Raw genomic sequence first — 13,852 nt, forward strand, 5'->3', positions numbered from 1 at the left:
CGGGCCCTTTTTTTGTGGGCGGTTGTAAGGGGCATGGACGGGTGAGGAATTATTGAGTCGGCGAGCCCAGTAGGATTCAATAATGATATCTAGACATCTGTTTTGGTTGGAAATTATCCAAGTTCGATAATCTAGATATACCATCCGATATACCTCTCAGCTTCAAAAGCTGGCTGTATGGTTGCGCATCGCACGACCAAGTAGCCACGGCTCCACGTCGCCAAGCCAGCTCATTGTGGGCACGGTGCGCCTACAATGACCGCCCATGGGGCTGTCAATCACTGCTAAGGGTATCAATCCATGCCAATTCAAGTGAGAGAAGCGAGAGAGACAGACATTGGGGAGATCTTCGCCATTCGCACCAGCGTGGCGGAGAACCACCTTTCGCTCGAGCAGCTCGCCGAAATTGGCATCACGCCGGAGGCCGTTGCCACTATGATCGCCGAGGGCCCTTGTGTCTGGGTTGCGGAGATTGACCGAGTACCCGTGGGCTTTTCGATAGTTCGCAATGAGACCGGGTGCGTATTTGGACTGTTCGTCCGCGCCGACCATGAAGGGCGAGGTGCAGGCCGCTTACTCCTCGAGAGAGCCGAGCGCCATCTATTCGCCAAATTCGATGAAATTTGGCTGGAAACCGAGATTGGCAGTCGAGCCTATACATTCTACGAGCGTGCTGGCTGGCTTCCCGTTGAGAAGCGGGATCGTGGCTTGATGAAATTTGTCAAAGCGCGATCCGTAGCGAGTGACTCGTGAGTGGCAGCGTCCGGCCAGAGAGGGGTATTTTATCTATGCTCATTTAACGCGGACTTTGCGACAACCTGAAGCCCCGAAGCAGTTTAAAATGGTGTAGCAATAGCATCCCATCAACCCTTAAAATTTTAGATAAACATTAAGTATTAACATCTCAATATGTGCAGCAACCATACTCTCGCCAATTGCCAAGGAGTTAGGATGACCACAAGAATTTCGTCTCGCCAAGCAATCTTGAAGCTCTTTTTTACAATTCTTTCCTATGATGGAAATAACCTCTAACACTTCCAAAAAACTGAATTCTTTCATCTTACATAAGTCGTCTTGATTTTTTGCAAGCTTCCACTTGGCATCACGACGCAAAGCTTCAGCATTGAATTCTTGCAGCTTATTGGCTACTACATAATCATAAAGCGTTGATGCAGCACCCACCCAGCTTAAGACAATAGCGGAACGTACTAGGCCGTGTTCTAACGCGGCGATCGCCTCGCTCACAAAGGCATGAGTATTTTTCTCGCTAATGTTGAAAAGACTGCCTCGCAAACTTGAGTTCGCCATGACTAAAGGACTTTGTGCCAAAAGCCCTGTGGCCGAAAGCTCATGAATCCCTTGAGGAGTAACCTCCCACCCCTCATCCAAGCGAACTGCTTTATCACCTAGGTCTTTCAGAACTTGCGAAATGTTCCATTTTTCTATTCGTCGGAGCCCATGAGATTTTGCTAAACTTTTTATTTCTAGCACTCTTTTGATTGAACATTCGTTGAATGCCAATATAAGAAGAATTGCGTTCCGTCTACTCAGATCAGGAGAAGCGAGCAATTTTTTTAAATCATGAGAACTAAGCAAGCTGAGACTCCAAAGTCTTCAACATGTCAGCTTTCAGTGCGTAAGTATCTTTAGCACGTTCAATGAATCGATGATCTCCCACTAGAGTACGAATTGTTTTTGATAGGTTAGACCCATAGGACGACTTGTAGTATTGAGTAGCATTCTGCATTTCTTGGAGAAGCTGTTTTCTATTAAATTGCTCAAGACCAGTACCGAGAACAAGCCTTGCGGCAGCTGCTATTGCTAGCTCTGATCCGGTTTTCGCACTCAACTTTGCAGCAATTGAATTGGTCGTCCCAAGGTTGCTTCCATCAAATGCCGCCGCCGTTTTTGAACTCGCAGCGGAGTCTGATTCAGGTACGTTGGTTGGCAGAGAGCCCCCAGCCTCTTTGTGCAGAGCTGTTACCGCTTTCAGAAGATCGGGAAGTTCTTCCTTAAGAAACTCTTCCGATCCTTCGTATTCAATCTCAATTTGACCGATACGAATTTTTATTTTACTTGTCAAAATACTAACTCCCTATAGCGATTTAATTTAACAACCGTAGATAGCGCACCAATTTCCTCTCTTGACGCGTAGGCAGCCTCTGCCATTACGTCTGCTTTGGGTCGGAACCTGTCAGCTCTCTTGAGCACTGCCAAGAATACTGTTTGCATCAATTTTACACGTTTCGTTTCATAACTCTATCTAACGCTTCCCCGTCTTTCGTCGGATAAGAGTCAAAACGCATCATTTTCCGGGTCTATAAAATCGCCCGTAACTCCAGTAATCGCGCGGCTTGGCGTTCGCTTCAAAACCGGCCCATTTAGCGCGCAGGCAGGGCGGGGAATCGACAGCGCGCCGAGGGGTAGCAGAGCGATGTCGAGCCGAGTGGTGGCCACAAGGGCAACGGGGCTAGTGTTGCATTGTGTTAGCCCCCTCTGAAGCGCTCACAGTCGGGGCGGTATGCTTCCGTGGTGGACGTTGACACTTGAGGAGCTGATCGTGACGGATACTGCTGGAGATTGGTGCGTCATTGCACCCTCGTCTCGTATCGAGCGACTAGAGGCGAGCTTTCAAGGTCACGCCTATAGCATGCACCGCCACGACACTTTCGCTATAGGTATCACCCTGAGCGGCGTACAAAGCTTCCATTACCGTAGGGATCACCGGCACAGTCTCCCCGGTACGGTCATGGTGCTTCACCCGGACGAAGCACACGATGGCCATGCCGGTGATGAGCGTGGCTTTCACTACCGTATGCTCTATGTGCCGCCGTCGCTCATTCAAACTGCGCTGGGCGGCAAGGCACTTCCCTATGTCGCTGGTGGTCTATCGATTGAGCCTCGCCTAACTCAAGCGGTGCGGTCCCTGTTGTTCTCGCTTGACTCACCACTCGACTTACTTGAAGAAGAAGACGGCATCGCGGATCTTGCCGCCGCGATAGAGGCCAACGGCGATAATCGCTTCTCCCACCGACGGCTAACAGTCGACTACCGCGCCGCGAGCCGAGTGCGAGATTACCTCGACGCGCACCGCTGCGAAATTGTCGCTATGGAGGATCTCGAGATGATATCAGGGCAAGAGCGCTGGACGCTTTCTCGAGACTTTCGTGCGCTATTCGGCACCAGCCCTTATCGCTATCTCACACTGCGCCGGCTGGACCAGGCTCGGCAGCATATTTCGACCGGCGTCAGCCTAAGCGACGCGGCATTCTCGGCGGGTTTTGCCGATCAAAGCCATATGACTCGCGCTTTCGGACGCGCCTTCGGTGTTACCCCGTCGCGCTGGCGTTCGCTACTGCGTCAGGGTTGATGCGTCTGCAGGATCGTTCAAGACGAGTGAGAGGCAGGAATCTACAGTCGGCAGCTCTATCGAGACGGAGTTCCAGCATGAACTCACAGCGCCCCTCCCAGGCCATCCATCCACTAAGTAAAAGCGCCTTGATTGACGATCTATGGTCGCCACACGTCATCGCCGAGATGAACGACTACCAGTTCAAGGTGCGGATCGAAGGTGATTTCGTCTGGCACCGTCACGCCGACACCGATGAGGCGTTCTATGTCATGGATGGCGAGTTGCGTATTGATTTCCGTGATGGCGCAGTCACATTGCAGGCCGGCGATCTGTACGTCGTGCCAAAGGGTATCAAGCACAAGCCGTACGCTGCACAGGAGGTTCGCTTGATGCTGATAGAACCCAAAGGCGTAAAAAACACCGGTGATGAAGGTGGAGAGCTGACTGCCGAGAACAATCGCTGGATCTAACTCATTCGAGTAAGACGAGCTCGAGGGAGTTGCGGATTCGCTTTGTCCGACTCATACCCGAGATGGCGGCCTTTACTTCGCCCCGCAGCATCAGCGACGGCAGGAGTTGAAGTCCTCTGCAACGCTGCATCAAAACCGACCCATTTAGCGCGCAGGCGGGGCGGGGAGTCGACAGCGCGCCGGCAGGTTGCAGCGAGATAAGGGCAGGATGGTGGCCACAGGGACGTGGCCACCCATTCGTCGCTGTTACCGCGACAGCGACTCGATGATTTTGCAGTCGGCTACCGTATCCGCCTGGCAGCATTGCTCGAGCCGGTCGAGTTCCCGTTCTAGCTGCTGTAGATCCTTGAGCCTCGACCTGACCCGCTCCAGCTGCTCATGGATGATCGAGTCGACCTGTCGGCACGGTGCGTTCTCGTCATCGGCGAGCCCAAGTAGCGATTTCACATCCTCCAGGCTCAGCCCCAAGTGGCGCGCGCGCTTGATGAAGATCAGGCGATCTCTCTCCCGATCCGTATAGAGCCGATAACCGCCCTGTGTTCTGGTCACCGGCGAGAGTAGCCCCGCGCTTTCGTAATAGCGGATGGTTACCGCCTTGGTGTCGGTGGCCTTGGCAAGCTGACCGATCGTGATCCGCGCATCCATGATGCTTGACCCTATAGCGGCTAGAACCTTCATGCTATCAGCCAATCATTTGATGAGGCACTGGCATGGATTCCTGCTGCGAGAACAAGGCTGGCGAGCTGGCGCAATTGCGAGGCGCGCAGGCCAAGGTGCTGTACTGGGTACTCGGTATCAACGGCTCGATGTTCGTGATCGAGTTCGTGGCGGGTTGGCTGATCGGGTCGACGGCGCTACTGGCGGACTCGCTCGATATGTTCGGCGACGCCACCGTCTACATACTGACGCTATACGCGCTGAACCGAAGTGATCGAACGAGGGCTGGGGCGGCGTTGGTCAAAAGCCTGTTCATGTTCGTCTTTGGTTTGGCGGTCATTGCCGAGGCCGTCCATAAGAGCGTGGTAGGCAGCGTGCCCGAGGCCGGCGCGATGGGCATCATGGGAATGCTGGCGCTGGCCGCCAACACGGTCTGCTTCATCATGCTGCTGCGCTACCGCTCGGCGGATCTCAATATGCGTTCGACATGGCTTTGCTCGCGTAACGATCTCATCGCGAATACCAGCGTGGTGCTGGCTGCCATAGCCGTCGGTGTGACCGGCACGGTTTGGCCGGATGTGGTGGTCGGTCTGGCCATCGCTGCGCTCTTTCTGCATTCGGCCTGGCAAGTTTCGACCGAGGCGATTGTCGAATGGCGAGGGACAGGGCAGCTCAAGGCGGATGTTTCCTCGCCGCCTTCCAACACAGAAAGCACTGGGTCTTGCTATGGATCGAAATCGTCATGCTGTGACTAATGGGGATTCAAACGCGTCACGGAGGGCATCCGATCTGTTGCGAATACCGGATCGAGACGATGACGGACAAAAACGACCGCTGAATATAAACCTACTCGATCAGTTTGAGCTCGAGGACGTGGCGAATGCGCTCGCCATCCCATTCGTAGCCCAAATGGCGCCCCTGCCGCGTGGCGGACATGACGGGGGGTCGCAACACCGCCGCGCATTCACCATCAGGATCCCTCACGCTGGGATAGACGATGCCATCCGCGTGGGCTTCCCAGGCTTGCCGGCCAAAGGCCTGGCCCGCATGCCAATTTTCGGGATCGAGCAATGGTATGGCTGCAGGATCGTCCCGCAGATCGTGCAGACTGCCTTCCAGATCGGACAGATAAACCCGTTGCTGTAGCTGCATGGGCGGCTCGCTGGAGTCGCGCAGGAAGCGTTCGGCATGGTATCGCGTCTCGGCAATGGCCGTGGCCTCATCCAGGGCGCAGTAGTAGACCCCGAAAGCCCCATCGCTGAAACGTGAGCCCTGACCCGTGAAGTGGCAAAAAGCCGCCATGACGGGCGTCCAGCCTGGGCCGTAGCGGCGGTCTTCCTCCCGGACCATGTGGATCGCGCCGGCTTCCTCCCGTAACCGGGTGGAGGTCTGCCCTTCCAGCCGATTGAGAAGATCCCAATCGTCGGGCGTCGCCACACGCTCGAAGAGATCGATCGGCGGAAACCGGGAAGGCACGACGCGATAGCTTGGCCGCCAATGTACCTTCGAGCGCGGAAACGTCATGCGTGGCTGCCACCGCGTGCGGCGTCGAGATACTGCCGCACCACGTAGAGATCGGACACCAGCCCGCTACGCAACCGCTCGAGAGGCGCTTGCCCCGAGAACAAGGGATTACGGTTCGGCCGGCGCAGCCAGCTATCCGCCGCATCACTGCGAGGCAGCAGGATCTGCAACGCCTTGTAGATCCCCAGGATTAGGGACATGCGCTCGAGCTGATTCACATCCAGAGCCGCTTTCTCGGGATGTTTTTGCCAGCGACGGTAGGTCGAGCCGGGCACGCCGAGCAAAAGCGCAGCCTCCTGCTCCTTCAACTGCCAGTCTCGGACGATGTTGGGATAGGAGCGCATGGCAGCGGCACTCATATCCTGGCGCTGATCATGTGACATCATGGCGATGGCCATATCGCTCTCCAAATGGCGATTTAAATTGATTATCCGCCATATGGTTTATGTTGTCACGCTCGTAGAACACTCTTTGTTGTCGAGTGGCGAAAAGGATCAGTCGGGTCGCCCGGCTATCAAGGCCTTTCCATAAGCCGTGCCATCGAGGAGCACAGCAAAGAAACCTCAAACGCCAGACAAAGAAAAAGCCGCCGTTCGAAGCGTCTCGAACGGCGGCTTTCGTAGAATTCTTGGCGCGCCCAGTAGGATTCGAACCTACGACCCCTGCCTTCGGAGGGCAGTACTCTATCCAGCTGAGCTATGGGCGCGTAATGACATGACGTCGTGCCGGCAGCGGCGATGACCAGGGTGGCCGGGGGAGCTGCCGCAAACAGCGCGGCCATCCTAACCGCTCGGCCATGGGCTGTCCAGACATGGCGTCGTTGCCACCAGGGCGGCTTTCGCAATGACAGGGTGTGATTATACTGAGGACGTGGCGGCACTCGGATCCGACGCCAAACCGACGATGAGATTGACGCAGTCATCAATGACATACTCGATAAAAGCGCTAATGCCATGACAGAAGTGCAGCCTCTGACGAGCGAGTGGCAACAACGCCTGTTGGCGACCCGCGAACGCCTGCGCAAGCGGGCGCCGCTGGTGCATTGCCTCACCAATCAGGTCACCGTCAATTTCGTCGCCAATGCGTTATTGGCAGCGGGCGCCTCCCCGGCGATGACCGATCATCCCGAGGAAGCAGCGGGTCTGGCCAGTGCGGCAGACGCCGTGCTGATCAATCTCGGCACACCCAGCGTGGCGAGCCTGGACGCGATGCGACGAGCGAGCCAGGCCGCCAGTGCGGCAGACAAACCCTGGGTACTCGATCCGGTCGGGGCGGCGGCGCTGCCCATGCGGCGAACGGTGAGCCTCGAGTTGATGGCGCACCGGCCGGCGGTGATTCGTGGCAACGCGTCGGAGGTCATGGCCTTGGCGGAAGCCGGTACTCGCGGGCGCGGGGTCGATACGCAGCACGAAACGCAGGATGCGCTCACGGCTGCCGCTGGCTTGCTGACTGATGCGGAAGGCGTCGCGATTTCCGGCCAGATTGACCGCCTGCTGGGGCGTTCCAGCGCTGCCACTGTTCCCGAGACGATCGATCTTGACGGCGGGAGCGCTTGGCAGCCCCGCGTGACCGGAACCGGCTGTGCGCTGGGGGCGCTGATCGCGGCCTATCTCGCGGTCGCCGAGACACCGCTGGACGCCATGGTCATCGCCCATGCACACGCCGCCGCAGCCGCCGAACAGGCCGAACGAGCCGCTCGCGGCCCGGGGAGTTTCGCAATGGCGTGGCTGGATGCGCTGGATAGCGTCGATCTGGCGGCCTTTCTCTCGGATCGCCTGACGCCGAGTTAACGAAATGACGTTAGCCCAACAGGGAACGTAGCCCAGCGATGGCGCTCTGCCCGCGCTCCTGCTTCCTCTCGGGGTTTTCCTTATCGGCGCGCCCTTCCCATTCCAGATCGTCCGCCGGCAGTTCGTCGAGGAATCGGCTCGGGGTGCAGTCGAGCAGCTCGCCGTAGGCCTTGCGTTGGCGGGCGAGCGTCAGCGTCAGCGTGCGCCGGGCACGGGTGATACCGACATACGCGAGACGCCGTTCCTCTTCCACGGTGCCGGATTCGATCGAGTTGCGGTGCGGCAGCAGCTCTTCCTCCAGCCCCATCAGGTAGACATGGGGGAATTCGAGGCCCTTGGAGGCATGCATGGTCAGCAGCTGAACGCGGTCGGAGTCGTCCTCTTCGGCCTGCTGCTCGAGAATGTCGCGCAGTACCAGCCGCGAAATGGCCGACTGCACGTCGTCGGTCTCCTCGGAGGCTTCGCCGTCCTCATCGTCGCGATGCATCGATTTTTCGAGCTGGTCGATCAGCGTCCAGACGTTGGCCATGCGGCGCTCGGCGATGGTCGGCGCGCTGGCGTTCTGATAGAGCCAGGCTTCGTAATCCATGTCGCGGATCATCTCGCGAATGGCAGCGATGGCGTCGCCCTGGTCCATGCGTTTGCGCACGCCGTCGATGAAGTGGCCGAAGCGCCCTAGCCGCTCGACGGCGCGAGTGGGTAGCACTTGTTCCAGCCCCATCTCATGGCAGGCGGAGAACATCGAGCCGCCGCGTTCGCTGGCGTAGTTGGCAAGCTTTTCCAGCGTGCCGGGGCCGATCTCGCGGCGCGGCACGTTGACGATGCGCAGGAAGGCGTTGTCGTCGTCGGGGTTGATCAACAGCCGCAGGTAGGCCATCGAATCCTTGATCTCGTTGCGGGAGAAAAACGAGGTGCCGCCGGAAAGCTTGTAGGGAATCTGGTGGTGCTGCAGCTTGAGCTCCAGCAACCGAGCCTGGAAATTGCCGCGATAGAGCACCGCGAAATCGCGCCATTCGGCGCTTTCTTTGATTCGGCGTGTCAGTATCTCGCCAGCCACGCGTTCGGCCTCGGCCTCTTCATGGCGATTGACGATCACCCGAATCGGATCGCCCGGCCCCATGTCCGACCACAGGGTCTTCTCGTAGACGTGCGGGTTATTGGCGATCAGGGTGTTGGCGGCACGCAGGATCGTGGCGGTGGAACGGTAGTTCTGCTCCAGCTTGATCACGTTGAGCCGCGGGAAATCCTCGCCCAGCGTAACCAGATTTTCCGGCCGGGCACCGCGCCAGGCGTAGATCGACTGGTCGTCGTCGCCCACTACGGTGAACGTCGCGCGCTCGTCCATCAGCATCTTGACCAGTTGGTACTGGCTGACGTTGGTGTCCTGATACTCATCGACCAGCATGTACTGGATCCGCTTGCGCCAGCGCGCCAGCGCCTCGGGATCGGTCTTCAGCAGCACCACCGGCAGCATGATCAGATCATCGAAATCGACCGCGTTGTAGGCCTTGAGATGGCGGTTGTAGGCTTCGTAGATACGCGCGGCGTACTGCTGGTCTTCATCTTCGGCGTGGGAAATCGCCGGCCCCGGCAGCACCAGGTCGTTCTTCCACTGGGAGATCTGGCTCTGCACCCCGTTGATCTGCTCGGCATCGGTATCCGCCTCTTTCTGCATCAGATCGCGCAGCAGCGCCTTGGCATCTTCCGGGTCGAATAGCGAGAATCCCGGCCGAAAGCCCAGCGCCTTGAGTTCGCGGCGGATGATGTTTAGCCCCAGGTTGTGAAACGTCGATACCGTCAGCCCGTAGCCCTCACGCCCCTTGAGCAACTGCCCGACGCGCTCCTTCATCTCCCGCGCCGCCTTGTTGGTGAAGGTGACGGCGGCGATCTTGCGCGCGCTCATCCCGCACTCCTGAACCAGGTAGGCGATCTTGGTGGTGATCACGCTGGTCTTGCCGGAACCGGCGCCCGCCAGCACCAGGCACGGGCCGTCGATGAAGCGCACCGCCTCCTGCTGACGCGGATTGAGTTTGGCGAGACGTTGGCGAATATCGGACATGAGGGCAGAATCGCAGAGGTGAAGACAGCTTCGAGAAAGAGAACGATAGAATCAGAACGACGACATCAGAACAACAGAGCGGGAATGATACACCTCATGCAGATCAAAAGAGACGATCTACGCGGTCCCGAAATTGCCGCCATGCTGGAAGCCCATCTCAAGGACTTCGAGCCGCACTCACCACCCGAAAGCCGCCATGCGCTGGATCTTGAAGGTCTCCGCCAGCCGAGCATTCACTTCTACAGCGCCTGGGATGATGGCCAATTGCTGGGCTGCGGCGCGTTCAAGCGCCTCGACGACACCCACGCCGAGATCAAATCGATGCGCACCGACCCCGTCCACCTGCGCAAGGGCGTGGCGCGGGCGATTCTCGCGCACCTGATCGAGGAAGCGCGTGCCACCGGCCTGCAACGGCTGAGCCTGGAAACGGGCCCGATGGCGCACTTCGCCCCGGCTCGAAAGCTGTATCAGGCGTTTGGATTCGAGACCTGCGAGCCGTTCGGCAGTTACCGGGAAGATCCGTATAGCGTGTTCATGACGCGTCGGCTGTGAAAAACAAAAATCAAACGCGTCAACCCAAGAGGCCTATAGACGTTCTAAACGGAGAAAGCCAAAACAACCATCAAAGCTAATACCGAGCATCCCATCGCCCAAAGCATGACTTGCAAGCCTTTGGCACTATGCCGAACAGGTAGATAGCCCAAACAAACAATTGCATAAGTGAAAAGATAATAGACGGGCAACATGAGGAGGACACCGACACCTGAGGCGCCCTCGAAACTACTACCACTGGTCGGGGGAAACCACGTTAGCCATAAACACATCAGCACTGCCGCAACTGGCAGCGCAAGTAAAAAATACCCTATTCGAACGGCAGTAATCGACTGAGACGACTCGCGACTGCCACGATTATCATTTTCCGAAATCATCCGTTTGCTCCCACGAAATCGAGCTGCCGCCACGCTTCGTAGACGATGATGGCGCAGGCGTTGGAAAGATTGAGGCTGCGGCTATCCGCCAGCATGGGGATGCGCAGACGCTGCGCCGGTGGCAGCGCTTCGAGCATCGATTGCGGCAGGCCACGCGTTTCCGGTCCGAAGACCAGCGCGTCGCCTTCGCGGAAATGGATATGGTTGTAACCGTGACGGCCGCGGGTGGAGACGGCAAACACGCGCTCCGGGCCGATCGTTTCGAGAAAAGCGGCCCAACTGGCGTGGACCTGGACCCGCGCCCATTCGTGATAGTCGAGCCCGGCGCGCCGCAGGCGTTTATCGTCGAGTTCGAAAGCCATCGGTTCGATGATGTGAAGGCGAAAGCCCGTGTTGGCACATAACCGGATGATGTTACCGGTATTGGGCGGAATCTCGGGTTCATAGAGCACGATATCAAGCATGGCGGCCAGCTCGGATACGGGTACCTCTCGCATCATACGCAATCGGCGCAGCTTTCTATAGCGCCCCAGAACCGGCGCCGCCTCCACTGTAACAACTGGGAGGCGGCGCCGATTTCCACCGCACCCGAACCCGGCGCGGTCGTAGCTCAGTACAGTCTAGAAACCAACGCTGACGCCTAGCACCGGCCCGCTATCCAGCGTGTGACCGTTGTCGTTGTCGAAATCGGTACGCATGTAGCGATAACCACCGTAGACGTAGGTCTGCGAGATGATGTTGACCCGCGCCTGGGCGCCGTACTCGTAGCTCTTTTCCACATCACCGCTGGTCAGGCCTTCCGGGGTATAGAAGCCGTAACCACCGACCGAGGTCAGCGGGATCGGCGTATCGATGAAGGCGGAACCGCCGAGTCCCAGTCCCCCACCATTACCGTAATAGGTGTCCTGGTACTGATAACGACCGCCGACCGCCAGGTCGATGCCGGGCAGGTAGGGCGTGAACATCAGTGAACCGGAATAGGCTTTGGCATTGTGACCACTGTCGTCGGTATTCAGATAACCGACACCGGCCCGCAGCGTGGGGAAGATGGTCTGGCTGGCTTCGACACCGAAGGATTCGTCGCCGCCGTTGGCGGATACGCTCAGCGCCATGGCCTGCTGACTGGCCAGAACGAAGGTCGCTGTCGCAAGGGCAAAGCCCCAGGGTTTCATTCTGCTGTGCTTGATCATGATAGGTCTCCCGGCATTCCCGCTAAATCGCGTTGGACTAACGGCGTAAGCGTGGCATAATTTCCGCGTTTATCAAACGGTGTTTTTAAACCATTTGTAACGCTCCCTGCCAACGATCTTGCTGCGGCGGATTGAAGCAGGCGCGAGCATCGACCGTGAGTATCGGGTCAACGAATGGCTGAGGGTGGACGAAAACTCAGTGGGCGAGAGTCACGCCGTAACGGTCGCGATAGGTGCGAATCGCTTCCGCGTGATGGGCGATGGAGGAGTCATCTTCGCCGCCACGGGGCTCGCGGGCTTCCAGGTAGGCAAGCAGTTGATCGAGGTTGACGATGCTCACAACCGGCATATTATACGTCGCCTCGACGTCCTGAATCGCGCTGTGCGGTCTAAGGCCATCGGCGTCCTGGCCTCGCTCCTGCCGGTCAAGCGCGATAACTACCCCAGCGGCATGGGCACCGGCCCCCTGGATGATCTGCATGACTTCGCGGATCGCCGTCCCGGCAGTGATGACATCATCGATGATCAGGATGTCACCGCGTAATTCGGCGCCGACGATATTGCCGCCCTCACCGTGAGTCTTGGCTTCCTTGCGGTTGAAGGCGAAGGGTATGTCGCGCTGATGATGGTCGGCCAGTGCAACGGCTGTGCTCGCCGCCAGCGGTATACCCTTGTAAGCTGGACCAAATAGTACATCTGCCTCGATACCGCTGTCGGCAATGGCGCTGGCATAGAAACGTCCCAGACGGGCCAGGGCACGGCCGGAACGGAACAAACCGGCATTGAAAAAGTAGGGACTGACACGACCAGACTTGAGCGTGAATTCACCGAAGCGCAATACCCCTTCGGCGATCGCAAATTCGATGAACTCCTGCTGATACGGCTGAATCTCGACGCTCACCCCTGGTCTCCCTATTGCCTCATGTTTCTTGACGGCCGCCGTCGTTTTGGTCAAACGCAGCAGTCATTTACCTAAACCTTTCAAGCTCGGGTATCATACACGCGCGACAAAGAAGGAACACTGTATGAAAATCGCCAGCATCAATGTGAACGGGATCCGAGAGGCCGTCGAGCGGGGCTTTCTCGACTGGCTGGCCGAACAGGATGCTGACGTCGTCTGCGTGCAGAACCTGAAGGCCAAGAGCTTCGAGCTCGATGACAGCATTCTCTATCCGGAAGGCTACGAAGGCTACTTCCTGGACGCCGAACAGGATGGTTTCTCCGGGGTCGGTCTTTACTGCCGCAAGATTCCCAAGGCCATCATGTATGGTCTGGGTTTCGAGCAGTGCGACAACGAAGGTCGCTTCCTGCAGGCGGACTATGATCGTTTCAGCATCGCGACGTTCCTGATGCCCGACGGTGACGATCCGGCCACCAAGCAGGCGTTCATGACCCAGTATCTGGAGTACTTGAGCAAGATGGCTCGCAAACGTCGCGAGTACATCATCTGTGGCACCTGGCACATCGCGCACAAGACGCTGGATCTGGCCAACTGGGCCGACAACCAGACGACGCCCGGCTTCAAACCCGAAGAACGTGCGTGGATGGATCAGGTCTTCGGCCCGACGGGGTTCATCGACACCTTCCGTGAAGTCAATCGGGACGCCGACCAGTACACCTGGTGGCCCAAGCTCGATCAGGAAATGCCACGCTCCCGTCAGGAAGGCTGGCGCCTCGACTATCAGATCGTCGGACCCAACTTCCGTCGAAACGTGAAAGACGCCTGGATCGATACCGATGCGACCTTCAGCGAGTTCGCCCCGCTGATCGTCGAGTACGACCTCGAGCTGTAATCGCCCGACCCAGCCGCACGCCAGCAGCCGTCAGCGATTCTCACGAAACACCCCGCCNNGGCGGGGTGTTTCGTTTGGCAGACCCGGG

At 57.9% G+C, this 13,852-nt stretch carries 17 protein-coding genes and 1 tRNA gene; 7 read left to right on the plus strand and 11 right to left on the minus strand.

The genetic code is table 11. The features are described from left to right. The first annotated feature begins 300 nt into the window (after positions 1-300). Positions 301-753, plus strand: a complete 453-nt coding sequence (locus tag DOM27_RS01050; RefSeq protein WP_110654221.1) for a GNAT family N-acetyltransferase — start codon at positions 301-303, stop codon at positions 751-753. Between the two features lie 117 nt (positions 754-870). Here the strand turns inward: DOM27_RS01050 and DOM27_RS01055 are convergent, their stop codons facing one another. Together DOM27_RS01055 and DOM27_RS17850 are read right to left on the minus strand one after the other, a co-directional pair. After that, complete coding sequence (locus DOM27_RS01055) at positions 871-1,596, minus strand: hypothetical protein (protein ID WP_110654222.1); 726 nt, start codon at positions 1,594-1,596, stop codon at positions 871-873. Further along, positions 1,589-2,083, minus strand: a complete 495-nt coding sequence (locus DOM27_RS17850; RefSeq protein WP_157956685.1) for a hypothetical protein — start codon at positions 2,081-2,083, stop codon at positions 1,589-1,591. Before DOM27_RS17850 ends, DOM27_RS01055 begins: the two co-directional genes overlap by 8 nt. A 477-nt stretch (positions 2,084-2,560) precedes the next feature. On the opposite strand from DOM27_RS17850, the gene DOM27_RS01060 reads away from it, so the two are divergent. Beyond that, entirely contained in the window at positions 2,561-3,370 is an 810-nt protein-coding gene (locus DOM27_RS01060) for an AraC family transcriptional regulator (protein ID WP_245392544.1), read from the plus strand. Positions 3,371-3,447: 77 nt separating this feature from the next. Continuing rightward, positions 3,448-3,822 carry a cupin domain-containing protein gene (locus DOM27_RS01065; RefSeq protein WP_110654224.1) on the plus strand — a complete coding sequence of 125 codons (375 nt, stop codon included), beginning with the start codon at positions 3,448-3,450 and terminating at the stop codon, positions 3,820-3,822. A gap of 246 nt (positions 3,823-4,068) precedes the next feature. Here the strand turns inward: DOM27_RS01065 and DOM27_RS01070 are convergent, their stop codons facing one another. Next, positions 4,069-4,467, minus strand: a complete 399-nt coding sequence (locus DOM27_RS01070; RefSeq protein ID WP_110654225.1) for a MerR family transcriptional regulator — start codon at positions 4,465-4,467, stop codon at positions 4,069-4,071. Positions 4,468-4,532: 65 nt separating this feature from the next. Between DOM27_RS01070 and DOM27_RS01075 the strand changes: the two genes are divergently transcribed. After that, positions 4,533-5,234, plus strand: a complete 702-nt coding sequence (locus DOM27_RS01075; protein WP_110654226.1) for a cation efflux transmembrane domain-containing protein — start codon at positions 4,533-4,535, stop codon at positions 5,232-5,234. A gap of 91 nt (positions 5,235-5,325) precedes the next feature. On the opposite strand, the gene DOM27_RS01080 is transcribed toward DOM27_RS01075, so the two are convergent. From DOM27_RS01080 to DOM27_RS01090, 3 genes are all read right to left on the minus strand, one after another. Continuing rightward, on the minus strand, positions 5,326-6,003 hold the full coding sequence (locus tag DOM27_RS01080; RefSeq protein ID WP_110654227.1) for an RES family NAD+ phosphorylase: 678 nt from the start codon (positions 6,001-6,003) through the stop codon (positions 5,326-5,328). Continuing rightward, positions 6,000-6,401 carry an MbcA/ParS/Xre antitoxin family protein gene (locus DOM27_RS01085; protein ID WP_110654228.1) on the minus strand — a complete coding sequence of 134 codons (402 nt, stop codon included), beginning with the start codon at positions 6,399-6,401 and terminating at the stop codon, positions 6,000-6,002. Before DOM27_RS01085 ends, DOM27_RS01080 begins: the two co-directional genes overlap by 4 nt. A 231-nt stretch (positions 6,402-6,632) precedes the next feature. Further along, a tRNA-Arg gene (locus tag DOM27_RS01090) sits at positions 6,633-6,709 on the minus strand. 247 nt (positions 6,710-6,956) lie between these two features. Here DOM27_RS01090 and thiM point away from each other — a divergent pair. Beyond that, the gene (thiM, locus tag DOM27_RS01095; RefSeq protein WP_110654229.1) at positions 6,957-7,793 is read left to right on the plus strand and encodes a hydroxyethylthiazole kinase; all 837 of its coding nucleotides are present in this window, start codon (positions 6,957-6,959) and stop codon (positions 7,791-7,793) included. Positions 7,794-7,803: 10 nt separating this feature from the next. Here the strand turns inward: thiM and rep are convergent, their stop codons facing one another. Next, on the minus strand, positions 7,804-9,852 hold the full coding sequence (rep, locus tag DOM27_RS01100; RefSeq protein WP_110654230.1) for a DNA helicase Rep: 2,049 nt from the start codon (positions 9,850-9,852) through the stop codon (positions 7,804-7,806). Positions 9,853-9,948: 96 nt separating this feature from the next. On the opposite strand from rep, the gene DOM27_RS01105 reads away from it, so the two are divergent. Then, on the plus strand, positions 9,949-10,404 hold the full coding sequence (locus tag DOM27_RS01105) for a GNAT family N-acetyltransferase (RefSeq protein WP_110654231.1): 456 nt from the start codon (positions 9,949-9,951) through the stop codon (positions 10,402-10,404). Between the two features lie 44 nt (positions 10,405-10,448). On the opposite strand, the gene DOM27_RS17955 is transcribed toward DOM27_RS01105, so the two are convergent. The 4 genes from DOM27_RS17955 to pyrE form a co-directional block, all read right to left on the minus strand. Next, the gene (locus tag DOM27_RS17955; RefSeq protein ID WP_188113664.1) at positions 10,449-10,781 is read right to left on the minus strand and encodes a hypothetical protein; all 333 of its coding nucleotides are present in this window, start codon (positions 10,779-10,781) and stop codon (positions 10,449-10,451) included. Continuing rightward, a complete protein-coding gene (trmL, locus tag DOM27_RS01110) occupies positions 10,778-11,245 on the minus strand; it encodes a tRNA (uridine(34)/cytosine(34)/5-carboxymethylaminomethyluridine(34)-2'-O)-methyltransferase TrmL (protein WP_110654884.1) in 468 nt (155 codons plus the stop codon). Before trmL ends, DOM27_RS17955 begins: the two co-directional genes overlap by 4 nt. 156 nt (positions 11,246-11,401) lie before the next feature. Further along, the gene (locus tag DOM27_RS01115; RefSeq protein ID WP_245392545.1) at positions 11,402-11,971 is read right to left on the minus strand and encodes a YfaZ family outer membrane protein; all 570 of its coding nucleotides are present in this window, start codon (positions 11,969-11,971) and stop codon (positions 11,402-11,404) included. Positions 11,972-12,167: 196 nt separating this feature from the next. Continuing rightward, positions 12,168-12,872 (minus strand): orotate phosphoribosyltransferase, encoded by a 705-nt coding sequence (pyrE, locus tag DOM27_RS01120; RefSeq protein WP_110654232.1) that lies wholly within the window; start codon positions 12,870-12,872, stop codon positions 12,168-12,170. Positions 12,873-12,996: 124 nt separating this feature from the next. Here pyrE and DOM27_RS01125 point away from each other — a divergent pair, with 124 nt between their 5' ends. Next, positions 12,997-13,764 (plus strand): exodeoxyribonuclease III, encoded by a 768-nt coding sequence (locus tag DOM27_RS01125; RefSeq protein WP_110654233.1) that lies wholly within the window; start codon positions 12,997-12,999, stop codon positions 13,762-13,764. Positions 13,765-13,852: the final 88 nt, after the last annotated feature.

The organism is Salinicola halimionae, assembly GCF_003206065.1.
Lineage (GTDB): Bacteria > Pseudomonadota > Gammaproteobacteria > Pseudomonadales > Halomonadaceae > Salinicola > Salinicola halimionae.

Excerpts from the sequence above, each read along its gene's own strand:
- thiM (WP_110654229.1), top strand. The coding sequence starts at position 6,957 with ATGACAGAAGTGCAGCCTCTGACGAGCGAGTGGCAACAACGCCTGTTG.
- DOM27_RS01075 (WP_110654226.1), top strand. The coding sequence starts at position 4,533 with ATGGATTCCTGCTGCGAGAACAAGGCTGGCGAGCTGGCGCAATTGCGA.
- rep (WP_110654230.1), bottom strand. The coding sequence starts at position 9,852 with ATGTCCGATATTCGCCAACGTCTCGCCAAACTCAATCCGCGTCAGCAG.
- DOM27_RS01085 (WP_110654228.1), bottom strand. The coding sequence starts at position 6,401 with ATGGCCATCGCCATGATGTCACATGATCAGCGCCAGGATATGAGTGCC.
- trmL (WP_110654884.1), bottom strand. The coding sequence starts at position 11,245 with ATGCTTGATATCGTGCTCTATGAACCCGAGATTCCGCCCAATACCGGT.
- DOM27_RS01105 (WP_110654231.1), top strand. The coding sequence starts at position 9,949 with ATGCAGATCAAAAGAGACGATCTACGCGGTCCCGAAATTGCCGCCATG.
- DOM27_RS01070 (WP_110654225.1), bottom strand. The coding sequence starts at position 4,467 with ATGGATGCGCGGATCACGATCGGTCAGCTTGCCAAGGCCACCGACACC.
- DOM27_RS01065 (WP_110654224.1), top strand. The coding sequence starts at position 3,448 with ATGAACTCACAGCGCCCCTCCCAGGCCATCCATCCACTAAGTAAAAGC.
- DOM27_RS01115 (WP_245392545.1), bottom strand. The coding sequence starts at position 11,971 with ATGATCAAGCACAGCAGAATGAAACCCTGGGGCTTTGCCCTTGCGACA.
- DOM27_RS01050 (WP_110654221.1), top strand. The coding sequence starts at position 301 with ATGCCAATTCAAGTGAGAGAAGCGAGAGAGACAGACATTGGGGAGATC.
- DOM27_RS01080 (WP_110654227.1), bottom strand. The coding sequence starts at position 6,003 with ATGACGTTTCCGCGCTCGAAGGTACATTGGCGGCCAAGCTATCGCGTC.
- DOM27_RS01125 (WP_110654233.1), top strand. The coding sequence starts at position 12,997 with ATGAAAATCGCCAGCATCAATGTGAACGGGATCCGAGAGGCCGTCGAG.
- DOM27_RS17955 (WP_188113664.1), bottom strand. The coding sequence starts at position 10,781 with ATGATTTCGGAAAATGATAATCGTGGCAGTCGCGAGTCGTCTCAGTCG.